This window comes from Streptomyces sp. NPDC059718 (assembly GCF_042733315.1).
Classification (GTDB): domain Bacteria; phylum Actinomycetota; class Actinomycetes; order Streptomycetales; family Streptomycetaceae; genus Actinacidiphila.
This window is the reverse complement of sequence record NZ_JBHWGA010000033.1, coordinates 1-22,313: the sequence shown is the minus strand read 5'-3', so window position 1 is coordinate 22,313 and position 22,313 is coordinate 1. Positions and strand designations below refer to the sequence as shown.

The following is a 22,313-nucleotide window of genomic DNA, read 5'->3' as shown; positions in this document are numbered from 1 at the left end:
CCGGCGATGGCACGGGACTACTACGAGGTGCTGGGCGTGTCACGGACCGCGAGCCCGGACGAGATCCAGCAGGCATATCGCAAGCTCGCTCGCAGGTACCACCCCGACGTCAACAAGGACCCCGAGGCGGAGGAACGCTTCAAGGACCTCAACGAGGCGTACAGCGTCCTGTCGGACCCGAAGACCCGGGCCCGTTACGACCGCTTCGGCGAGGACTTCCGCAAGATCCCCGAGGACTTCGACGAGCGGGTCGCGGCGGGAGCGGGCGCCGGCTTCCGAGAGGGGAGGACCGCGGGTGCGGGCGGTCCCCGCGTCCGGTACGCCACCGGCTTCGGAGCGGAGGGCATCGACATCGAGGACCTGCTCGGCTCCATGTTCGGAGCCGGCGCCGCCCGAGGCGGCGTCCCCGGAGCGGACCAGGAGGCCGAACTGCCCCTCACCGTCGAGGAGGCCTACAAGGGCGGCCGTCGCACCGTCACGCTCGCCGGTCCCGGCGGGCAGCCGCGGCGGTACGAGGTCGATGTGCCGCCGGGCGTCACCGATGGGCAGCGCGTCCGGCTGGTGGGCGAGGGCGGCCAGGGCAGTGGTGACGCCCCCGCGGGCGACCTGTACCTGCGGGTGCGTATTAAGCCCCACCCTCGGTTCCGGCTGGACGGCCGGGACGTGCACATCCAGGTCCCGGTTGCCCCCTGGGAGGCGGCCCTGGGGGCGACCGTGCCGGTGCCCACCCCCGGCGGTGGCACGGCCAAGGTCACGGTGCCTGCGGGCTCGTCCAGCGGTCGGCGGCTGCGGCTGCGCGGCGAAGGCATGCCCAACCCGCGCGGCGCCAACGGCGACCTGTACGCCGAACTCCGCGTCGTGGTGCCGCCCACCCTCGGCGACCGGGAGCGTGAACTGTTCGAGGAGCTCGCCGCCACCTCGTCGTTCGACCCCAGGAGGACACGATGAAGGACCGACCCCCGGGAGCGGCAGGCATCGGCCGGGCCGGCGTGGGCCACCGTCCGGTACGGACGGGCGCCGACATCACCGCCTCGACGGCTGTCCGGTACGCGCTCGTGCCCGCCCCCAGGCTCTCCCTGAACGCCGTGGCCAGTCGCTCGGGCCTCCACCCCGATCTGATCCGCCGGTTCGTCGCCCTCGGCCTGGTCGACGCCGAGCGCGACGCAGCGGGGCACCTGGTGTTCGACCCCGCGGCCCCGGCGGTCCTCGCCCGTATCCAGCGGCTGCGCTCCGGACTCTGCCTCAACTACGCATCCATCGGCCTGGTGCTCGACCTGCTCGACCGCATCAGCCTGCTCGAAGCCGCCCTGCGCGGCCGCGGCACGAGGAGTGAAACACCCCCATGGACATGAACCGTCTCACCCAGAAGTCCCAGGATGCCCTTCAGGAGGCCCAGTCCGCGGCCGTCCGCATGGGCCAGACCGAGGTCGACGGGGAACACCTGCTGCTCGCACTTCTCGATCAGGAGGACGGTCTGATCCCGCGGTTGCTGCAACGGGCCGGCACCGACCCGAAGCAACTGCACGCGGCCGTGAGCGAGGACCTCTCCCGCCGCCCGAAGGTCACTGGCCCCGGCGCGGCACCCGGCCAGGTCTTCGTCACTCAGCGCCTCGCCCGCCTCCTAGATGCCGCCGAACGGGAAGCCAAACGCCTCAAGGACGAATACGTGTCCGTGGAGCACCTCATGCTCGCCCTTGTTGAGGAGGGCTCTTCGACCGCCGCCGGGCGACTGCTCAAGCAGGCCGGCATCACCAGGGACTCGTTCCTGAACGCGCTCACCCAGGTCCGCGGCAACCAGCGCGTCACCTCCGCCAACCCTGAAGTGGCCTACGAGGCTCTGGAGAAATATGGCCGTGATCTTGTCGCCGAGGCCAGGGACGGCAGGCTCGACCCGGTCATCGGCCGGGACGCGGAGATCCGCCGCGTCACCCAGATCCTCAGCCGCAAATCCAAGAACAACCCCGTCCTCATCGGCGACCCCGGTGTCGGCAAGACCGCCATCGTCGAGGGCCTCGCCCAGCGCATCGTCCGCGGCGACGTGCCCGAAGGGCTCCGCGACAAGATCGTGTTCGCCCTCGACATGGGCTCCCTGGTCGCCGGAGCCAAGTACCGCGGTGAGTTCGAGGAACGCCTCAAGGCTGTGCTCAGCGAGGTCAAGGCCGCCCAGGGGCGCATCTTGCTCTTCGTCGACGAACTGCACACCGTCGTCGGCGCGGGCGCTGCCGAAGGGGCCATGGACGCGGGCAACATGCTCAAGCCGATGCTCGCCCGCGGCGAACTCCACATGATCGGCGCAACCACCCTGGACGAGTACCGCAAGCACATCGAGAAGGATGCCGCCCTCGAACGCCGCTTCCAGCAGGTCCTGGTCGACGAGCCGAGCGTGGAGGACACCATCTCCATCCTGCGCGGACTGCGCGAACGCCTGGAGGTTTTTCACGGCGTGAAGATCCAGGACTCCGCGCTGGTCTCCGCGGCCACCCTCAGCCACCGCTACATCACCGACCGGTTCCTGCCCGACAAGGCCATCGACCTCGTCGACGAGGCGTGCGCCCGGCTGCGTACCGAGATCGACTCGATGCCCGCCGAACTCGACGAGATCACACGCCGCGTCACCCGCCTGGAGATCGAAGAAGCGGCCCTCTCCAAGGAGACCGACTCCGCCAGCAAAACCCGCCTGGAGGAGCTGCGCAGTGAACTGGCCAACCTGCGCGGTGAGGCCGACGCCAAACACGCGCAGTGGGAGGCCGAACGGCAGGCGATCCGCCGCGTGCAGGAACTGCGCCAGGAACTGGAACAGGTCCGCCACGAGGCGGAGGAGGCCGAACGCGCCTATGACCTCAACCGCGCCGCCGAACTCCGCTACGGCCGCCTCCAGGACCTGGAGCGCCGACTCGCCGCAGAGGAGGAGCAACTGGCCGCCAAGCAAGGGCAGAACCGGCTGCTGCGCGAGGTCGTCACCGAGGAGGAGATCGCCGAGATCGTCGCCGCCTGGACCGGCATCCCCGTCGCCCGCCTCCAGGAGGGCGAACGCGAGAAACTGCTGCGCCTCGACGAGATCCTGCGCGAGCGCGTCATCGGCCAGGACGAGGCCGTCAAGCTCGTCGCCGACGCCATCATCCGCGCCCGATCCGGCATCCGCGACCCCCGCCGCCCTATCGGCTCGTTCATCTTCCTCGGCCCCACCGGTGTCGGGAAGACCGAGCTGGCCAAGACCCTCGCCCGGACCCTGTTCGACTCCGAGGAGAACATGGTCCGCCTGGACATGAGTGAGTACCAGGAGCGGCACACCGTCAGCCGGCTCATGGGCGCACCGCCCGGATACGTCGGCTACGAGGAAGGCGGCCAGCTCACCGAGGCCGTACGCCGCAAGCCGTACTCGGTGGTGCTGTTCGACGAGATCGAGAAGGCGCACACTGATGTCTTCAACACCCTGCTGCAGATCCTCGATGACGGCCGCATCACCGATGCGCAGGGCCGCACCGTCGACTTCCGCAACACCGTGATCATCATGACGTCCAACATCGGCTCCGAGCACCTCCTCGACGGCGCCACGGCCGAGGGTGAGATCAAGCCCGACGCCCGCGCCCTGGTGATGGGCGAGCTGCGCGGGCACTTCCGCCCGGAGTTCCTCAACCGCGTCGACGACATCGTGCTGTTCAAGCCGCTCGGCGAGCGGCAGATCGAGCGGATCGTCGAGCTGCAGTTCGACGAGCTGCGGAAGCGGCTGGCCGAACGCCGCATCACCGTCGAACTCACCGACGCGGCTCGGGAGGTTATCGCCCACCAGGGCTACGACCCGGTGTACGGGGCGCGGCCGCTGCGGCGTTACATCTCCCACGAGGTCGAGACACTGGTCGGGCGCGCCCTGCTGCGCGGCGACGTCCAGGACGGCGCGACGGTCCGCGTCGACGCCGAGCACGGCGAGCTGGTGGTCACCTACGACCAGCAGGCGGAGCGGGAAACGAGGGCGGCGTGAACACCACCCGGACGATGACCGCGACCTGCCCGAACTGCGGGCGCACCAACCGGATTCCTGTGGCCGCCGAGGGACGCCCCAACTGCGGCCACTGCAAGCAGCCCCTGCCCTGGATCGTCGACGCAGGCGACGACGACTTCGCCGAGGTTGCCGACAACGCCACCCAGCCCGTCGTCGTCGACCTCTGGGCCACCTGGTGCGGCCCCTGCCGCATGGTCAGCCCCGCCCTCGAACAGGTCGCCCGCGACCTCGCCGGACGGATCAAACTCGTCAAGGTCGACGTGGACAAGAATCCGCAGCTCAGCCGGCGGTTCGAGGTACAGGCGGTGCCGACCCTGCTCGTTCTGGATCAGGGCGAGACGGTAGCCCGGCAGGCCGGCGCGGCACCCGCGCACGTCCTGCGCTCGTGGGTCGAGCAGGCGATGAAGGGAAGGCAGACCACTGCAGGAAAGTGATAACGATGGGCCGACCACCGCAACCGGATTGTACGGAGGCTATTCCCGTAGCAAAGGTGGGCCCACCCGCAGGTACCTGAGTCGACTCGCACGCTCGCCCGTACTCGGGCCGTCGGATGCCTGGGCCTGGCAGGGCATTTCAGGGAGGCTGATTGGTCCCGACATGCGCATTCATTCACGTGCCCCGTCAGCCAGGCTGGCGGGGAAGCCGAGGGGCCGGGAGCTACCCCGGCGCCCGCAGTCGGAGGTTGCCGTCATGACCGTGATGTCCATCGCCAGGTTCGAAAGGTTCTTCCGCGCAGCCGCGGGGCTGGACGTCGACAAGAACGATCTCAAGCGCTACAGCGACTTCGTCGACGCCAAGCTCTACGATCTGCTGACCGTTGCCCAGGCCACAGCCAAGGCCAACGGGCGCGACATCATCCGGACCTGTGACCTGCCGATCACGAAAGGCCTGCAGGAGAGCATTCACCACTTCCAGAAGATCGACCAGGAAGTGGAAATCAAGCCGATTCTGGAACAGCTTGCCACCCACCCCGCGCTGGACCGGACGCCCGACGAGGAGACCGAGGCGGCTTATCCGGACATCATCGGCGGACTCAGCCTGGCCCTTGCTCAGAGCTTCAAGATCCTCCACCCCGACCTGAAGAACCCGCAGACTCAGCACTGGGACGAGGCCCGAGCAGTCTTCGACCTGCTGCTGTGAGTGGCGATCGCCTCATCCGCGTCCAGGGTGCCGCCAAGACCGATCTATGACCCCGCCAGATGCGCAGTCGGGCTGAGCCCACTGCAGCGCCGCCTCCACGTCGATCCCATCCACGAGACCGCCGGCGCCGCCCGGCTGCGATCCGGCTATGGGCGCCCCTGCAGGGCGAAAGTCCGCGGGCTGGATGGATGCGCGTAACGCATCAAGTCCTGGCGCCGCGACGCTGGACCGGTGGGAACGCCCAAAGGCCCGGGAACCCGCGTCTCGACGCGGCCTGCTCCGGCCTGGTGCGCTCGACACGGGAGGGGTGATGTTCCGCCGGGCTGTTGCCGCCCCGGTGCTGCGCCGCTGGGTGAAGGAGACCATCGCGGGCCGCGGCTGAGCAGTCCCACCCACGGAAGGAGAACCCTGATGACCACGATTCCCGACCCGCACCTGGCGATGGTGCGCCCAGTGACGCCCCATACTCCGGAGGGCTGCGAGGAGTGCCTCAAGGAGCGTTCCCCGTGGGTGCACCTGCGACTCTGCCTCACCTGCGGGCACGTCGGCTGCTGCGACTCCTCGCCCCTCAAGCACGCCAGGCGGCACGCCGGCAGCGCCGGTCACCCCATCGTGCAGTCCTTCCAGCCGGGAGAGGACTGGCGCTGGTGCTACGTCGACGAGGCCCTGGTCTGATGAGCGCGGCCGAGCACAAGCAGAGTGCGGTCCACGAGACACCAGACCGGTACGGGGCGTTCCCGCGCCTGACACCGGAGCAGCTCGAGGACCTGGCTGGGCACGGTGAGCGCCGAAGGACCGCCGAGGGCCAAGTGCTGTACCGCGAGGGCGAGCCGTTCCGGGAGTTCCTCGCGATCCTCAGTGGGAGCGTCGAGATACTCCATGATCTCGGCGGGCCCGACGAGCGTACGGTGGCCGTTCACGGACCTGGCAGATTCCTGGGTGAACTCGGGTTGCTGGAGGGCCAGACGGCGTTCAACACCGCCGTGGTGTGTGAGGCGGGCGAGGTTCTGGCCGTGCCGGTGGAGCAGCAACGATCCCTGGTCGGCCGCGACCCCGTCCTCGGCGACCTGATCCTCCGCGCTTACCTGGGCCGCCGGTACATGCTCATCGGCCTCGGCGCCGGCTTCCGGATCCTTGGGTCGTGCTACTCACCGGACACGCTGCGGCTGCGTGATTTCGCCGCCCGCAACCGGCTGCCTCACCGCTGGGTGGATCTGGAGAAGGACAAGGATGCGGAGGCGCTGCTGCGCCGGTTCTCCATCCGCCCCGAGGAGACTCCGGTGGTCATCTGGAAGGGCGAGCTGGTGCTGCGCAATCCGAGCAACGCCGAACTCGCCCGGCTCATCGGGCTGCCCGCCCCCTCGCCGGAGGCCGGGCGGTGTGACGTGATGGTGGTCGGTGCGGGCCCCGCGGGACTCGCCGCCGCCGTGTACGGTGCCTCCGACGGTCTCACCACGGTCACTGTCGACGCCGTGGCCACCGGAGGCCAGGCCGGTACCTCGTCTCGCATCGAGAACTACCTTGGCTTCCCGTCGGGCATCTCCGGGGGCGAACTCATCGAACGCGCGGTGCTCCAAGCCCACAAGTTCGGTGCCCGCCTCATGGTGCCGGCCCAGGTCAGTGCCCTCACCCCGCAGGACGACGAGTACGTCGTCACCTTCGCAGACGGGTCCCGGGTCCGGGCAGCCGCCGTGGTGCTCGCCTCGGGTGTCTGGTACCGCCGGCTCGAGGTGCCCGGTATCGACCGCCTGGAGGGCATCAGCGTCTACTACGCTGCGACGGTCCACGAGGCCAGTCTCTGCCAGGCGGATCCGGTCGCCGTGGTCGGCGGCGGGAACTCCGCCGGGCAGGCGGCGCTGTTCCTCGCGAACCACGCGTCCAGGGTCCACCTCCTCGTCCGGGGCGGTGACCTCAACGCGGACATGTCGCGCTACCTGGTGGACCAGGTGGAACGGCACCCGAAGATCGAGGTGCTGCTCCACACCGAAGTCCGGCGTGCGTCGGGGGAGGAGAAGCTGGAGTCGCTGCTGGTGGAGGACAACGCAAGCGGTGAGCACCGGGAGCTGCGGGTCGCGGCGCTGTTCGTGTTCATCGGGGCCCGGCCGCACACGGAGTGGCTCACGGGCGTGCTGGCCCTGGACGAGAAGGGCTTCGTCCTCACCGGCGCGGACGCCCAGGCGGCGGCCGATCCGACCCGGTGGGACTCCCTCGGCCGGGGTCCGTTGCTGCTGGAGACCACCCTTCCCGGGGTCTTCGCCGCCGGCGACGTCAGGAGCGGCTCGGTCAAGCGGGTGGCCTCGGCGACCGGTGAGGGTGCCATGGCGATCCGCCTCGTGCACGAGCACCGGGGAAAGACGGGAAGTCTGGTCCGCTCCGCTGGTCCATAGTCCAGGTGCGCCGGCCTGTGGCGGGCCGGTCCGTGTCCTGGCGCTGGCTCTCTCCCTGACGACCTGTGGGCGGCCCGGCCCACCCCCCGGGCGTCCTCCCAGCGCGGCCGGCGCAACGCCGACGGTTTCCATGGACGGCATGAACCAGGCGAGAGAAAGGTAGTACCCGGCATCGGGCTGATGCGCCCGGCGAGCGGGCGCGACGACTCCGGTCTGAGCAGGAACGCCGCAGTGACGCAACGAGCACGGACAGCATGGCGTAGAGGCAGGTGATGCCGATGGACAAGGCGGAGGGATCTGGCCGTACCTCCTGCACCTACCGGCGGGCCAGCGTGTCACGCGGCGTCGACGTTACCTCCGAGGCATCCTGTGGGCACGGGCGATCGCGGGGGCAGCCGTCGGGAAGGAGTCATGCGGGTGTCGTCTGCGGGCGTTACGGTCGTGGCTCTCCTGGCGGATCCGGATGCGCCGACGGAGATCGCGCAGCGCATGGCCCAGGTACTTCCCACTCGGCTCGCCGACAAGTCGGGCCAGGGGCGGCGTTTCGAAGTCAAGGTGGTCAGTGAGCCCTTCACCGCAGGGACCGAGGACCCGCCCACCTTGATGCGCCGGATCATGGACCGCGGAAGAGCTGAGAATTGGGACATCGTCGTGGCCCTCACCGACCTTCCGCTGCGCTCACACGGGCGCAAGCTCGTTGTGGATCTGAGTCACGAACACGGTTTGGCGCTGGTGTCTCTTCCTGCGCTGGGGGGCTTGCGTCTGCAGACGAGGGCCCGGCGGGCCGTGGAAGAAGCCGTGCTTGGCTTGGCGGGTCCGCGGGCCACTGGGGCTGGAGGACCTCCGCAAAGTCAGCCGGTGCTCGGGCCCTTCGTCAGTCGTCTCGCGCCTGTTCACCGGGGCCCGGTCGAAGAGGAGGAGACCGCAGATCTTCGCTACGTCGTCAGCGGGCCGCGCGGTTACCTGAGGGTGCTCGTCGGCATGGTCCGCGCCAACCGGCCGTGGCGGTTGGTGCCGGGCTTGTCGAAAGCCCTGGCGGCCGCACTCGCCACAGGAGCAGTCGCCACCGTGAACTCCACCATCTGGAGCCTGGCCGAGTACCTGAGCACGCCACGCCTCGTGATCGCGACGGTCGGGTCTGTCGGGCTCATGATCGGCTGGCTGATCATCGACGCGGAGCTGTGGCATCGATCGACAGAGGTCTCGCCGGAGGCGAGGCAGAGGGCGAGGCTCTACAACGCCTCGACGGTCATGACCGTGGGTATCGGGGTGCTCGTCTGCTACGGCGGGTTGATCGTCATCAACTTGGTGTGGGCTCTGTTCATCATCAACGGCGAAGTGTTCGCTTCCGTGACAAGAAGCCCGCTGCAGGCCGCGGAATACTTGACGTTGTCATGGTTCGTCGCTTCGGTCGCCACCGTGGGCGGCGCGCTGGGATCAGGCTTGGAGAGCGACGAGGCGATCCGGGCAGCCGCCTACTCCAAGCGCGAACAGGAACGTCTCCACATGCTCCAGGACGACCACGGTGACCAGCTGGTAACCTGAGTTGAAGACGCGTCGTTGATTGACGGTCGTCCGGGTCCGAAGATTCCGCTGGTCGATCAGTGCGTGAGTGTTTCGCGTCATGGGCCGACGGGGACTCGGACGGTACGCCGCCGGAGCGCCGGGGTTTCGCTTGACGGCCCGGCTGTGGCACCACCGTTCCATCCGAACCGCGTGGACAGCCCACAGAGGCATGCCGGAGCCACGGACCCCGTCGCACCCACTCCCTGGAGTCAGGCTCTTTACGCTGTCTCCATCCCTGCCGTGCCGCGGCCATGCTGCGGCACCAAAGGAAGCCATCATGAAAGCAGCGGTATATGAAGGCCCGCGAACGGTCACAGTGAAGGACGTACCGGACGCGAAGATCGAACACCCCTGCGACATCATCGTCAAGATCACCACTACCAACATCTGCGGTTCGGACCTGCACATGTACGAGGGCCGCACCTCGTTCGAGTCCGGCCGCACCCTGGGACACGAAAACATGGGCCAAGTCGTGGAGGTCGGCCCGGCCGTCCGCAAGGTCCAGGTCGGCCAGTACGTGGTACTGCCCTTCAACATCGCCTGCGGCTTCTGCAAGCAGTGCGAGCGCGGTCTCACCAACTACTGCCTGACCATGCAGCCGGAACCGGCCCTCGCCGGAGCCGCCTACGGATTCGCCGACATGGGCCCCTACCAGGGCGGCCAGGCAGAGCTGCTGCGCGTGCCCTACGGCGACTTCAACGCGCTGCGTCTGGGCGAGGACGCCGCCGACCGGCAGACGGACTATGTGATGCTCGCCGACATCTTCCCCACCGGCTATCACGCCACCGAGATGGCCCACGTCAAACCGGGCGACCAGACGATCGTCTTCGGGGCCGGTCCCGTCGGGCTGATGGCGGCCTACTCAGCCCTCATGTCTGGGTAGCCGACCACCATCCCGACCGGCTGCGCAAGGCGGAGGAGATCGGGGCCATCCCGATCAACACCGCCGAGCAGAAGCCTGCGGAGGTCGTCAAGGAGGCCACCCTCGGTCTGGGCGCCGACAACGGTTGTGAGTGCGTCGGCTACCAGGCGCACGACCCCAAGGGACACGAGGACGCCAGCCTCACGCTCAACGGACTGATCGACTCGGTCAGGTTCACGGGCGACATCGGCGTGGTGGGCGTGTTCCTGCCCCAGGACCCGGGCGGTGCCGAGGCCCAGGGGGAGCTGGAGGCGCAAGGCAAGGTCCCGATCGACTTCGGCATGATGTGGTTCAAGGGCCAGCACATGGGCACCGGGCAAGCGCCGGTGAAGAAGTACAACCGGGCGCTGCGGGATCTGATCGCCGGCGGGAAGGCAAAGCCGAGCTTCGTCGTCTCCCACGAACTCAGCCTGGACGAGGCCCCCACTGCTTATGAGCACTTCGACGCCCGTGACGAGGGCTGGACCAAGGTGGTCCTGCATCCGAACGGACACGGCAACGGCCACAAGGGATAAGGGACCCGAGGGCCGCCGTCCCGCCCGTTCCCCCGGACCGGTCCGGCCGACCGGTGGCGCTCGCCCCGGCTCCGGCCGGGGCCGGACGGGCGACGATCGCTCGCGTTCCGGTCGGATCTGAACCAGCGGCGATCGCCCGCTCTCCGGCCCGGTGGGACGGGCGGTGGACGCCCGGCATTGTCCGCAGTGGCACCGCCCCGTCCCAGCGGTGCGGCCGCCCTGTTCCTGGGCCCGTGCGGGAGGCTTTCCTTGTCTGACGGCTGCCCCCACCTCAATCAGGCCGGCGCGACCCGGCAGGGCGTTCCGGCTAGGCTCACCCCCGTGACGTGGCTGCGGGCCTTGGGGGAGGTCGTGCGATCCGGGCTCACGATCGAGGAGACGCGGCTGGAGCCCCTGCTCGCGCTGCGCACGGCCGCTGGGGTGGCGATCGTCGTCGGGCCGGCGCTGTGGCTGGCTTCCCCCGCATACGCCGCGTCCGCCGCCCTCGGTGCCTACTCCGCGGGTGGGGCCACCTTCCAGCGCACCTGGCGCCCACGCAAGGTGATCGCGCTCGGCGCGGGCGCAGGCCTGGCGCTCAGCACCTTCGTGGGTTACCTGGCAGCGGGGCGACTCGTGACGTTCCTCCCCCTGCTGGCCGTATGGGCCTTTCTCGCGGGGATGGCGTGGGCCGTCGGATCGACCGCTGGGATCGTCGCAGCGACGACCGTCGGCAGCATGCTGGTGACCATCACCTTGCCCACGAGCGTCGGGCGAGCCCTGGAGCACGCAGGGATCATCGCGCTCGGAGGCGTGGCACAGGCCGTGCTGATCTTGCTGTTCCCGATCCGCCGGTGGGGGGCACATCGTGACGCGCTCGCCGACGCCCTGGCCGCCGTGGCGGACTACGCCCGCCGGCTGCGACACGACCCGACCGCCCCGTTCGACCCGGAGCCGTTGATGACGGCCCGGGACGCGGCCGCCGTGACGCCGTCACAGGCCCGCACCCGTCCCCCCGTCCTCCACGGCCCCCGGGGCCTGGCCGAGCGCATTCGGCCGGTCGTCGCCGCGCTCGCCGACCCGGACGTAGGCGCCCCGGCGGAGGGACCCGGGCGGGACCGGGCCCGGGAGCTGCTCAACGCGGCCGCCGACGTCCTGGACGCGGCCGCCCGTTCGATCCGCCGCGGCACTCCCGCCCAGGTGCCGCCCGGGAGCGCGGACGTCCTGCGCGTCGACGACGAGCACGAGGTGCTGGAGGGCCCCGCCCGGCAGGCCGCCGAGCAGCTCGTGGAACTACTCGCCGAGGCATTGGAGATCGCCGGGAGCGGCGCGCGCGGGAAGACGCCCACACCGCCCGGCACCGCGAGCGCCCAGTTTCTGGTGCGCCCGACCATGTTCCGGCTGCTCCCGGTCGTCGTCCGGGCGGTCCACTGTGAGCTCCGCCGGGACTCGCCCGTGTTCCGGCACGCCATCCGCCTGGCGGCGGTGGCCACGCTCGGCTATCTGATCGCCGCCCGGCTACCCCTGCACCACGGCTACTGGGCGCCCATCGCCTCGGTGATGGTGATGCGGCCGGACTTCCACCGGACGTACGCGCGTGCGGTGGCCCGTCTTGCCGGGACCCTGGCCGGGGTCGCGCTCGCCACCGGGATGGTGCAGACCCTGGGCCCGGACGCCCACGTGCTCGGCGCGCTGGCGGTGGTCTCGGCGGGCCTGTCGTACACGCTGATCCGTACCGGTTACGCCTACTCCCAGTGCTTCACTGCCGCGTACGTCGTCTTCCTGCTCGGCATGGGCGGCCAGGCATGGGAGCAGACGGTCCCGGAGCGGGTGGTGCTCACCCTGATCGGCGGGGCCTTGGCCATGCTGGCGTACGTCGTGTTCCCCGCATGGGAGACGCCCCGGCTGCCCAACCGGCTTGCGGACTGGCTCGCCGCCAACGGTCGCTACGCGGCCGCGGTGCTGCGCAGTTACGCCGAACCGACCGGGGAACGTCTCGCCGACATGCGCAGGGCATTGCTGGCGAGCAGGGAGGCACGAGCAGCCTGGCAGGAGGCCTACGACCAGGCAAGGCAGGAACCGGTCCGCCCCAGGGGTCTGACGTCGCGCGAGGCGGAGGAGGCGCAAGAGGCGCTCAAGGGTTTCGGCCGGGCGGCGATGCTCATGGAGAGCCATGTCCCGCGGGCCGACAGCCGTTCCATCCCCGAGGCCGAACGGTTCGCCGAGGCCCTGGAGGCGGACACCGCGCAGGCGGCAGACGACGTGCGCGAGCACCGGATTCCGGACTGGGGGCGCTTGGAGGAGGCGCTCCACGCGTGGGAGGGCGCCCCAGCCGGGGACCGGAGCACGGTGGCGCGGCGCGGGGCGGAACTGCAGAAGCGTGCCTTGGAGGATCTCACAACGGCCGTCAGCCGCACACCCTTGGAACGGGACGTCGGCTCTGTACGCGAGGAGCAGCGGGTGCGCGCGGCCGTGGCGGCGGAAGGTGACGGATCAGGACCCGCTCACCGGGGTGGGTGACGGTGTCGGCGACGGGTGGCGCCGCGCCTCCTGAACCGGGAAGTAGTCTCCCGGCCGTGTGGAGCGCCGCCACACGTACGCCGCTGTCGCCATCACGAGGATTAGCCCCGCCAGGATGAGCAGTTCGATCCCCTCGACGTTCCACCGGAAGGACTTCTCCGCCTCGGCCGTCACGATGAGCACCTTGCGAATGCCGGCAATCAGGCCGACGACGAGGAACGGCTCCGCGTCGAGGGTCTGGTTCCTGATGGTGAGGCGGACGGTGTGGAGCAGCTCGGCCACGATGAACAGCACAAGGCCGTTGTCCAGGGCGGAAAGAACGACCGTCTCCTCGCGGTACGGCCCCTGGATCGACTTGATGACGTCGTGGACGACCCCGACGGTCAGGAGCCCCGCCAGCAGTACGAGGAGCGCCGCAACGACGAGGTGGATACCGTCCTCGATGAGCTGCAGGAAGCCCTGTACCCGGCCGCCGCCCTCGATCTTCGGGAGAATGGATCGCACAGTCAGCATGCTAGGGGTGCCCCGGCCCGCAGGCGCGGAGTGCTGCCGAACGGGTGGACCGGCGGGTGGACGAGCGGATCCCTCACTGTGGTGAAAGCCTGGGGGAAGTGGCGAGATGCGACATCACCGAGACTTACCCGGCGGCAGGACGAGAGTGCATGAGGCAGCCCGACGCGGACACGAACGGTGGGAACCTGCGGTTCGTCCTGGTCGCCGAACCGGGCCTGCCCTCCGAGATTGCCCGCGATCTCGCCCCGCCTGCCGGAAGATCTGTGCCGCCGCACGTCAGGGGCATCCGCCGGCGGGGGTCACCGTGACGCTGCCCCTGGTGGCGGACGAGCGGGTCGACGTGTCCGACGTGGCTGAAATCGTCGGCACCCGTGTGACGGACGGCGACCGGGACATCGGCGTCTTCCTCACCTGCCTGCCGAGCCGGATGGAGCGCGAGCCGGTCAGCACCGACGTCGAACCCGAGCACAGAGTCGCACTGATCGCACTGCCCGCCCTCGGCTCCAGGCGTCTGCGGCGCCGGGTGCGGCAGACGGTGGTCGGCGACGCCAGGCAACAGGCCGTGCAGGACGAAGAGCCCCCAGCCCGTCGTCAGCCGTGCGGCACCGGATCCGCGCCGACTCCTTGGCCGCCCCGGTCTACTTCGTGCTGTACGACGCGGAGAGCGGATCGGTCTTGGGCGGGAGCTGAGTGAAGCCTGAACAAGAACAACGCAGTCGCCGTGCACTTGGCGATTGTTGGACCGTGGCCAAGAGCGGTCGGTGTGTCGGCGTCTCGCGGGTCGAACCCCAAGGCAGCGTCGTCCGGCGTCTGTGGAGTAGGGGAGGGCGGCTTTCGCGGCATCCTCTTCAAGAGGTAGATCAGCCTGCCGTTACAGCTTGAAGCGCCCGGGTCGGGTTGCCGGGGGGCCGCCACGCACTTGAACTGGTGGAGGAGTGCACTGCGCAGACCGGGAGGTGGATGAACCCGGGGATGAGAGCGGGAGGTGTTTTCGATGCCCGACCGCGACGTGCTCATGATGATCGCTGAGGACGGACGGGTGATCGAGTGGCATCGTCTTGCGGAGGAGCTGTTCGGATGGTCCGCCGAGGAAGCCGTAGGCCAGTCCGTCATCGCGCTGATGCGTGAGATCGGCGCTGGAGACCGAGGGCGTCGAGACAGCCTCTCTGATGGAGCCCCGGTACTGGTCAGGCCGGTGCTGCACGGCACTTCCGTTGTCTGGCAGGTACGCGCCGCAGCGGACGCCGTTTCACAGCAGGACGTGGCGGTCTTGAAGGCCATGTTCACCCAGTCCCCGGTGGGAATCCACGTCCTGGACGACCAACTGCGCGTGGTCCGCATGAACACCCGCTGGCTGCGCGACACGCCAGTGGCAGACCTGCTCGGCAAGCGGTTCACCGAGGCGTTCGAACTCGAAGACCCTGAGGAAGAGCTCGCGGTGGCTCACAGGGTCATGGAGAGCGGAGTGCCGGTACTGAACCGGCTCGTCCGGACCGGCAAAGCGCCTGGCCTGCACAGACGCCGCATCTACTCCGTCTCCTTCGCCCGCTTGGAGGGCGACCGTGGGGACGTGCTCGGTCTGGTGGCTTCAGCGGTCGACGTTACCGAGCGTGAGAACGCGCTGAAACGCCTGGCCCTCCTGGACACGGTCCGCGCACGGGTGGGGCGGCGGCTGGATGTGCTGGCTGTGTGCCGAGAACTGGTGGACGCAGTAGTACCGGCCTTCACCGGCATCGCCGTCGTCGAAGTCATCGAAGACGTCGTCCGCGGCGAGGACCCTCCACTGGTCCCTGTCGACCAGGACGTTCCCCTACACCGAACAGCCTTCCGGGGACGGATCTCGGCATACCGGGTCGGAGACGTGCGCCCGCTGCCATCCGGCACCCCCTACTCGCACGTGCTTTCCGACCTCCGCCCACGGCTCGTCCCGATCGACGCTGACAGCGCGTGGCTCGCCGCCGACCCAGCCCGAGCGGACTCCATCAGGCGCTCCGATGTCCACTCTCTGATCGTGGCACCGCTGGCGTTGCGTGGTCATGCTCTGGGGGTAGTCAGCTTCTACCGCCACCACCACGAAGATCCCTTCGAGGAGGAGGACCTCCAGCTTGCGTCCAACGTGTGCGCGCACGCCGCTCTCTGCATCGACAACGCCCGTCGGTACACCCGTGAGCGGACCATCGCAGCGACTCTCCAGCGCAGGCTTCTGCCCCAGCGCCCAGCCACGCCAAGCTCTGTGGAGGTCTGCCAACTGCACTTTCCGGGGCCGGAGGGTGGCGGCGTATGGTTCGACGCGATCGCGTTGCCCGGCGCACGGACCGCGCTGGTCGTCGGCGACGTCGCCGGGCGAGGCGTCGCCGCGGCGGCCACGATGGGACTGCTTCGGACGGCGCTCCACTCAATTGCCGCGCTGGACCTGGGGCCCGACGAGCTACTGGCCCGGTTGAGCGACACCGCGATCCGTCTCGCAGCCGAACGTGCCGCGTTGCCGCCCGGGGATCCCCTGCACCGCGAGTCGCTCACTGCCAGCTGCGCCGTTGCGATCTACGACCCGGTCACTCTCACGTGCGCCCTCGCCCGTGCCGGTCTCCCGGAGCCGGTGGCCGTCTTCCCCGACGGCACCTCGTCCACGCTGGCCGTGCCTCCAGGCCCCCTGCTCGCCGGAACGGGCAACGCCCCGTTTCCCGCGACTACGGTCAGCCTCCCCGAAGGCACCACCCTGGCCATGGCCACCGCGCCACTCGCAGACGAGGTCCTGGCAGGGCCACTGCGCCCGCTCCTGGACCGCGGCAGCAAGCGGAGTCTGCCCAAGCTGCGCGACGACATCGCGCATGCGCTCACACAGCGCCACCGGACCGACGAGAGACTGATGCTGCTCGCGCGTACGAAAGCGCTGCCCCCAGATCAGGTGCTGGCCCTCTCCCTGCCGCCGGGTCCCGAGGCCGCCCCGATCGCCCGTGCGGCAGCCCGGTGCCAACTTGATGCCTGGGGCGTGGACGAGGAGATTGCGTTCACCAATGAGCTCATCGTCAGCGAACTCGTCGGCAACGCGGTCCGCTACGGCGCTCCGCCCCTGCAGCTACGCCTGATCCTTGACGAGATGCTGACCAGCGAGGTCAGCGACGCCTCGACCTGCGCTCCACACGTGAAACACGCCCGCACCATCGACGAGACTGGCCGAGGGCTGTTCATCGTCGCCACCCTCGCGGACCAGTGGGGTACCCGTTATTGGGATCAGGGAAAGACCGTCTGGGCAGAGCAGCCAAAAGGGCTCTGTCTCACGTCCGGTGGTAACGGAGCGTCGTGATTCCGCAGTCCATCGTTGCGGGCGCTCGTTGCAGCGTAGTGAGGGTCTGCCGGCCTTCGGGGACCGCGCCCAGGGCATGACCGTCGACACCTCCCACGCCCTGGCCACGCCCGCCTCGGCTCGTGAGGGCAGCGTGCGCGCCGCCGCTGAGGTGACAGCGGCCCGGGCCGTCGCCGCAGCACACGGATGCCGCTGAATAGGCGACCGAGTCCGGATTCGTCCGTGGCACACCCACCGGCGGCGCGCAGGTCAGGCCGGACGGACGGCAGCAGGGCTCCGGCCGGAAGCCGAAGAACATCAAGGAACACGGTGTCTTCCAAGGTCGTGGATTAGATGGGCCCGCCACGCGCGCCGGGTGATGATCCGGGCAGGCTCGCCAGCGCGCGCGGCGGGATCACGGCCCGCCTGGTATGAGCCGTGCGCCCCCGTCGGGGCGGGGGCGTCCTCCCCAACGAACGGGGAGCAACCATGGGGTCGGCGCCGTGGCGTGGTCGCTGCGGCACTCCGATTCACCGCTCGGATGCTGCGCCGTGTGCCGGTCGCGATGTCGTGCCTGTCGTGGCACCGCCGACGTTCGCGCACCACCCGCCGGCCTCCCGCACCCGCAGCTGAAGGGGCACGCGGGACGCCTCATCGCCGAGACGGTCCCAGCTGCTGCCTCGGCGGGACGCCGACCGTCACCATCACGACGAGCTGGCCGCGCTCCGGCTCGAACGCCACATGGAACGGGAGCTGCTCGCCAGCCTCAACGGTCACTGCAGAGAACCACCTTCGACATCGACGCGAGGAACGGGAGGGGAACCGGCCCGGTAGTGCGACGGGGGACTCCGCCGGGCCGGGGCCTCACAGGGCAGGCTGCCGGGCGATAGTCGCCCACACGGTCTTGCCGACCGGATCGCGGTCACGGACCCCAAAGTCGGCTGCGGCCGCCCGTACGAGCATCAGCCCCCGCCCGCTCTCGGCATCGCTCGACGCGATCACAGGGCGGGGATGCCGGCGGCTAGGGTCGGACACCTCCAGCAGCAACTGGGCGCCATCGTCCGATACGTGGACGTGCACCAGGTGCTGGGTGTCGCAGTGCCGGATCGCGTTGGTGACCAGCTCCCTGGTGATCAACACCGCGGTGTCCATCGCACCCTCGGGGACATCCCAGCCGGCGAGAACCCGCCCCACCTGTCTGCGGGCGATGTACACCGTCTTGGGAAACGGCGTGAACCACATCTGCCACCGCTGCGAGGTCCCGTGCGTCGTCATCACGGCTCCGCTCCCCCTTCAAAGGGCACCATCGCCCCGGTCGGGTTTTTCGAGAGGTCAGCGCCGACCTGACGTCGTGTCGGACACTGACTGTAGGAAAGCGGCTCGTCACGGCCGCCGCCATCTCCGATGCAGGCAGCGCATGCGGATATGCACCCATCGCATACGAGGCGGGTAGATGCTGAGCGACGGTACGTAGCGTGGGAGGGGAACGCATGGACGGGGCCGGCAACAAGCAAGTCCGGGACGCCGCACGAGGCGGCGACTACGGCCGCGTCATCAAGCTGACTCGCAAGGCTTTAGGCCTGACCCAGCGCCAGCTCGGGGAGGCCTGCGGCCTGTCTCAGTCGGCCATGTCACGCCTCGAAGACCGCGGCGTCGGCACCTACAACATGAGCCTCCTGGCGAGCGCGGCCAGCCACCTCGGCATCCCTCCGAACCTGGTCGGTCTCGCCGACTACGACCGGAACGGGAACAGCACGGTGGAACGCCGAGAATTCCTCGCCGGCGTCGCCGCAGTTGCAGCGACGCCAGCCATAGCCCACATCCCGGCCCGCCCCGAATGGGACAGCGGCCAGGCACCGGCCCTACGCGTCGCCACAACCGCCTTCCGCCGCCTGGACGCCACCGTCGGCTCACGCGACCTCGCCGACGCCGCACAAGCCCACCTGCGCCTCATCCAGCGCGTCGCCTCCCAGGCCCCGGACGCCTCCCACAAGGCCCGCATGGCCGCCGTCGGCTCCGAAGCCGCCTCCCTGGTCGGCTGGCTCGCCTGGGACATGGCCGACCACGGCTCCGCCCGCACCTGGTACGGCTCGGCCATCAAGGCCGCCCGCACCGCCGGGGACTCCCTGCTCGGCGCCTACCAGACCGGCAGCCTCGCCCAATTCGAGGTGGAAGCGGGCAACACCGCCGAAGGCTTGCGGCTGATCGCCCGAGCGCGCCGCCAGCTCGGCCCCGACCTTCCGGCCATCGCTGCCGCCTGGCTCGCCTCCATTGAGGCCGTCGCCCACGCCACCGCCGGCGACGATCGCGCCACCGAGCGCGCCCTGCGCTCCTGTGAGCAGCACACCGCGCTCGTGCCGCGCGAGGACCCGCCGCCGTGGCCGTGGGTGTTCTCCTTCGACGAGCGGAAGGTGGCTTCCTGCCGCGTCGTGTGCGGGGCGCGCCTCGGCCGGTCCCGCTGGGTCCTGTCCTCGCAGGAGATCACCACCGCCCTGTCGTCCGGCCACGAGAAGCAGCGCGCACTTCTGACCCTCGACGTCGCCACCGGCCACCTGTCCACCGGCCGCGTCGACTCCGCGTTCGCGCTGGCGACCCGGGCCGTCCACGATGGAGTGCGGCTCAAGTCCGGGCGCGTCGTCGAGCGCGCCCGTGCCTTCCGCCGCTCGTATACCTCGCAGACACCGCCCGGTATCGTGCGCGACTTCGACACCCTGCTGCACGACACCTACCTGTAAGGGGGAAGCCAGCATGCGCCTGGGCATCACGGGCCACCGAGGGCTGTCGCCGGCGGTCGAGGCCCAAGTCCGTGCCGAACTTGCCAAGCTGGTCGACGCCACCGCGGCGGAGGACCTGGTGGGGATCAGCTGCATCGCAGACGGCCCCGACGCCTGGTTCGCGCAGGCCGTTCTCCAGCACGGCGGCCGCCTCGAAGTGGTCATCCCTGCCGCCGAGTACCGCGAGAGCCTGCCCGACTGGCACTACCCGGTGTACGACGAGCTGATGGCCCGCGCCGCCGACGTCCACCACACCGGGATGCGCGAGTCCACCTCGCAGGCTCACCAGGCGGGCAGCGAGATCGTCGTGGGGCTCGCCGACCAGCTGATCGCCGTGTGGGACGGGCAGCCAGCCCGTGGATACGGCGGCACCGCCGACGTCGTCGCCTACGCGCGCCGTGTCGGCGTCCCCGTACAGATCGTGTGGCCCGAAGGGGCCAGCCGGGACTGATCCGAAGAGGACTCACCCACGGACCGAGCCGTTTCTCCGCGGCCGACGGCCGTCGGCCGCGGAGAAACGGGGGAACAGGACAACCTCAGGCCCTTCGCGTCCTGCTCTCGAGCCGTGAAATGGCCAGTGGGCACCTCGACACCGTTTCCAGTTGAGGCCGTTTCGGCACGACCTACGTATGCCTTTCGGCGCTATGCCAGCGGAGGGTGGCCAGACGGCGGGGTGCTGAGGAGAAACCTGCTGTGGCTGGTGCGTCCGCTCCAGAGGACGTCGCGCAGCGGCTTGCCATTCAGCCCGGGGACCACTGCGTGTGCACGACGTACGAGTTCATGGCTGACGGCCAGCCGGTACAACTGTCGACGTCGTGGGAGCCGATGGCTCTCACGTGTCGACGGTCACGTAATTCCCCAGCCCAAACGCCAAGGAATTCCCCACCGGCTCGTTTCGTCGATCAGCTGCCTGGAGGTGTGCCGCGCTGACATCCGGTCGACGTGCTCGTCCGGGTAGCCCTACTCTCGCGCGGTGACGAACAATGTGAAGGGCGGCGAGGACTTCCGCGCCCTGCTGCAGCGCCTCGTGGAGCGCTTCAAGGGCCTCGGCGCCGACGCCCCGCAGATCGACGACGTCCTGCTTCGTTGGGCCGCAGCTCTTCCCGACCGGGGTTCGGAGCCCGGCTGGTCGGGCTTGGCCGACCAGTTGATCTGCGCAGTGGACGCGCCTTCGGCCGGGCTCGCCGAGCCGGCCCCTCTCGGCGACGAGCCGTCGGTCGCCTCCCCGGCAGACCTGCGTGCCCTGCTGCTGGCGCTCGCCGCCGACTTCGCCCGCGACCGCGCCTGGACGGAGGACAGGCTGGCCCGGGGACTGTGGGCCGGTGACGGCGGCGGCTGGGCGAGCGGCTCAATGGCCCAGTTCCTGGAGTCCTGGGACGCGTGGCTCGATCGCAGGCTCGGCAGGTCCCCAGCGTTCCCGGGCACTCCACCGATCGAACCGGTGACCTGGGCCTCTGTTGCTTGGCAGTTCGGTGCTGCTCGCGTCTACGAGCGAGGCCGCCCAGCCGGCCTGATCAGTATCGCCGGTCGGCCTGGTCCGATCGACCAGGCCCGGTGGCGGCGGGTCAATTGTCCGTGGGGTTCCTCGGGCGCTAGTTCGGCCGGTAGCTGGGGCCGTTCATGATGACCTGGTGGCTGGTGTTGATCAGCCGGTCCAGGAGCGACTCGGCGACGACGGGGTTGGGGAAGAGCGGATACCAGTCGCTGGGTGCCCGGTTGCTGGTGATGATGAGGGACCGGCCCTGCCGCTCGCTGACCAGCTCGTAGAGGTCGTCAGCCTGGGCCGCACTCAGCTGGCGCATCGCGAAGTCGTCCAGGATCAGGACGTCGGGGCGGATCAGCTCGCGCATCCGCTTGTCCCAGGTGCGGTCCGCGTGACCGCCGGCCAGCTCCGCCAGGACCCGGCTGGTTTTGGTGAACCGGACGTTGGCGCCCTGGCGGATCGCCAGGTGGCCGAGGGCCTAAGCAATGTGCGTCTTTCCGACTCCGACCGGGCCGAAGAGGATGACCGACTCGCCGGCGTGGAGCCAGCGTAGGGCGGTCAGGTCGCGGATCTGGGCCGCGGGAAGCTTGGAGGAGGCGGTGAAGTCGAACTCCTCCAGGGTGACCTGCTGCTCGAACTTCGCCTTCTGCAGGCGTCGTTGGAAAGCGCCGGTCTCGCGGCGGGTGATCTCGTCCTGGCAGAGGACCTGGAGGAAGTCCTGGTGCCCGAGTTCGCCGCCGTGGGCCTGAGCGGACGGGCGTCGAGGGTCGCCAGCATGCCGGAGAGGCGAAGCACCTTGAGCGATTCGCGCAGAGCGGTGTCCATCACGCCCATCGCACGGCCGCCTCGGAGTCGCCGCGGCCCTGGTCGTCGTGGAGCTCGTCCGCGGTCTGGGTGGGGATCGTGGCGCCGAACAGGCCCTGAGGTCTGTGCAGGAAGGCCGCGGCTCCGGCGTCACCGGTCTCCGGCTCGGGGTCGGTCTCGGTGCCGGCGATCAGGATGCCCTTGATGGTGCGGTAGGAAAGGGTCGGCGCCGGAAGTCCTTCGGGGGTTGACTCCAAAGCCGGTGTCGTGTCCGGGGTTTGGTCAGATGTCCGGGGTGGCGAGGTAGAGGCCGCAAGCGTAGTCCAGGGCACCTTCGGGGGTGTCGGCGAAGCTGCTGGTGGGCAGGAGGGTGTCCTCGTACTTGTCGGTGTTGGCGAGGTAGAGGGCGAAGCCCCAGGTGGTGGCGGAT

Annotated in this window: 18 protein-coding genes and 2 pseudogenes; 15 read left to right on the top strand and 5 right to left on the bottom strand. The window is 69.6% G+C overall.

Annotated features, from left to right (window positions below; all coding sequences use genetic code 11):
- The first annotated feature begins 6 nt into the window (after positions 1 to 6).
- The 10 genes and pseudogenes from ACFV3E_RS31230 (at position 7) to ACFV3E_RS31185 (ending at position 13,026) form a co-directional block, all read left to right on the top strand.
- Positions 7 to 948: a DnaJ C-terminal domain-containing protein gene (locus tag ACFV3E_RS31230; protein ID WP_500537705.1), complete on the top strand. Its 942-nt coding sequence runs from the start codon at positions 7 to 9 to the stop codon at positions 946 to 948.
- Positions 945 to 1,352 (top strand): chaperone modulator CbpM, encoded by a 408-nt coding sequence (locus ACFV3E_RS31225; protein WP_500537704.1) that lies wholly within the window; start codon positions 945 to 947, stop codon positions 1,350 to 1,352. The genes ACFV3E_RS31230 and ACFV3E_RS31225 overlap by 4 nt, the downstream gene beginning before the upstream one ends.
- Entirely contained in the window at positions 1,343 to 3,979 is a 2,637-nt protein-coding gene (gene clpB, locus ACFV3E_RS31220; protein WP_500537703.1) for an ATP-dependent chaperone ClpB, read from the top strand. Before ACFV3E_RS31225 ends, clpB begins: the two co-directional genes overlap by 10 nt.
- Entirely contained in the window at positions 3,976 to 4,434 is a 459-nt protein-coding gene (trxA, locus tag ACFV3E_RS31215) for a thioredoxin (RefSeq protein WP_500537702.1), read from the top strand. Before clpB ends, trxA begins: the two co-directional genes overlap by 4 nt.
- Before the next feature lie 256 nt (positions 4,435 to 4,690).
- Entirely contained in the window at positions 4,691 to 5,140 is a 450-nt protein-coding gene (locus ACFV3E_RS31210) for a DUF1931 family protein (protein WP_089228937.1), read from the top strand.
- 411 nt (positions 5,141 to 5,551) lie between these two features.
- Positions 5,552 to 5,815 carry a UBP-type zinc finger domain-containing protein gene (locus ACFV3E_RS31205; protein WP_089228936.1) on the top strand — a complete coding sequence of 88 codons (264 nt, stop codon included), beginning with the start codon at positions 5,552 to 5,554 and terminating at the stop codon, positions 5,813 to 5,815.
- Positions 5,815 to 7,527 (top strand): FAD-dependent oxidoreductase, encoded by a 1,713-nt coding sequence (locus ACFV3E_RS31200; RefSeq protein WP_500537701.1) that lies wholly within the window; start codon positions 5,815 to 5,817, stop codon positions 7,525 to 7,527. Before ACFV3E_RS31205 ends, ACFV3E_RS31200 begins: the two co-directional genes overlap by 1 nt.
- Positions 7,528 to 7,938: 411 nt before the next feature.
- Entirely contained in the window at positions 7,939 to 9,072 is a 1,134-nt protein-coding gene (locus ACFV3E_RS31195; protein WP_500537700.1) for a hypothetical protein, read from the top strand.
- 298 nt (positions 9,073 to 9,370) lie between these two features.
- Positions 9,371 to 10,530, top strand: a pseudogene (locus ACFV3E_RS31190) (glutathione-independent formaldehyde dehydrogenase).
- A 321-nt stretch (positions 10,531 to 10,851) separates the two neighbouring features.
- Positions 10,852 to 13,026 (top strand): FUSC family protein, encoded by a 2,175-nt coding sequence (locus tag ACFV3E_RS31185; RefSeq protein WP_500537699.1) that lies wholly within the window; start codon positions 10,852 to 10,854, stop codon positions 13,024 to 13,026.
- Here ACFV3E_RS31185 and ACFV3E_RS31180 read toward each other — a convergent pair.
- The gene (locus ACFV3E_RS31180) at positions 13,000 to 13,539 is read right to left on the bottom strand and encodes a phosphate-starvation-inducible PsiE family protein (protein ID WP_500537698.1); all 540 of its coding nucleotides are present in this window, start codon (positions 13,537 to 13,539) and stop codon (positions 13,000 to 13,002) included. The two genes, ACFV3E_RS31185 and ACFV3E_RS31180, sit on opposite strands and share 27 nt — an antisense overlap.
- Positions 13,540 to 13,843: 304 nt before the next feature.
- On the opposite strand from ACFV3E_RS31180, the gene ACFV3E_RS31175 reads away from it, so the two are divergent.
- A complete protein-coding gene (locus ACFV3E_RS31175) occupies positions 13,844 to 14,233 on the top strand; it encodes a hypothetical protein (RefSeq protein ID WP_500537697.1) in 390 nt (129 codons plus the stop codon).
- Positions 14,234 to 14,533: 300 nt separating this feature from the next.
- Complete coding sequence (locus ACFV3E_RS31170) at positions 14,534 to 16,843, top strand: SpoIIE family protein phosphatase (RefSeq protein WP_500537696.1); 2,310 nt, start codon at positions 14,534 to 14,536, stop codon at positions 16,841 to 16,843.
- A gap of 630 nt (positions 16,844 to 17,473) precedes the next feature.
- Here the strand turns inward: ACFV3E_RS31170 and ACFV3E_RS31165 are convergent.
- Both ACFV3E_RS31165 and ACFV3E_RS31160 read right to left on the bottom strand, forming a co-directional pair.
- On the bottom strand, positions 17,474 to 17,599 hold the full coding sequence (locus tag ACFV3E_RS31165; RefSeq protein WP_396570914.1) for a hypothetical protein: 126 nt from the start codon (positions 17,597 to 17,599) through the stop codon (positions 17,474 to 17,476).
- Positions 17,600 to 17,686: 87 nt separating this feature from the next.
- On the bottom strand, positions 17,687 to 18,097 hold the full coding sequence (locus ACFV3E_RS31160) for an ATP-binding protein (RefSeq protein ID WP_500537753.1): 411 nt from the start codon (positions 18,095 to 18,097) through the stop codon (positions 17,687 to 17,689).
- 215 nt (positions 18,098 to 18,312) lie between these two features.
- Between ACFV3E_RS31160 and ACFV3E_RS31155 the strand changes: the two genes are divergently transcribed.
- The 3 genes from ACFV3E_RS31155 to ACFV3E_RS31145 all read left to right on the top strand — a co-directional run bounded on the left by ACFV3E_RS31155 (position 18,313) and on the right by ACFV3E_RS31145 (position 21,220).
- The gene (locus ACFV3E_RS31155) at positions 18,313 to 19,557 is read left to right on the top strand and encodes a helix-turn-helix domain-containing protein (RefSeq protein WP_500537695.1); all 1,245 of its coding nucleotides are present in this window, start codon (positions 18,313 to 18,315) and stop codon (positions 19,555 to 19,557) included.
- A 13-nt stretch (positions 19,558 to 19,570) separates the two neighbouring features.
- Positions 19,571 to 20,047, top strand: a complete 477-nt coding sequence (locus tag ACFV3E_RS31150) for a hypothetical protein (RefSeq protein ID WP_500329740.1) — start codon at positions 19,571 to 19,573, stop codon at positions 20,045 to 20,047.
- 522 nt (positions 20,048 to 20,569) lie between these two features.
- A complete protein-coding gene (locus ACFV3E_RS31145) occupies positions 20,570 to 21,220 on the top strand; it encodes a hypothetical protein (protein WP_500537694.1) in 651 nt (216 codons plus the stop codon).
- Here the strand turns inward: ACFV3E_RS31145 and istB are convergent.
- Together istB and ACFV3E_RS31135 are read right to left on the bottom strand one after the other, a co-directional pair.
- Positions 21,189 to 21,913: pseudogene (istB, locus tag ACFV3E_RS31140) on the bottom strand (IS21-like element helper ATPase IstB). The gene ACFV3E_RS31145 and the pseudogene istB sit on opposite strands and share 32 nt — an antisense overlap.
- A complete protein-coding gene (locus ACFV3E_RS31135) occupies positions 21,904 to 22,140 on the bottom strand; it encodes a hypothetical protein (RefSeq protein WP_500537693.1) in 237 nt (78 codons plus the stop codon). Before ACFV3E_RS31135 ends, istB begins: the two are co-directional and overlap by 10 nt.
- Positions 22,141 to 22,313 lie beyond the last annotated feature (173 nt).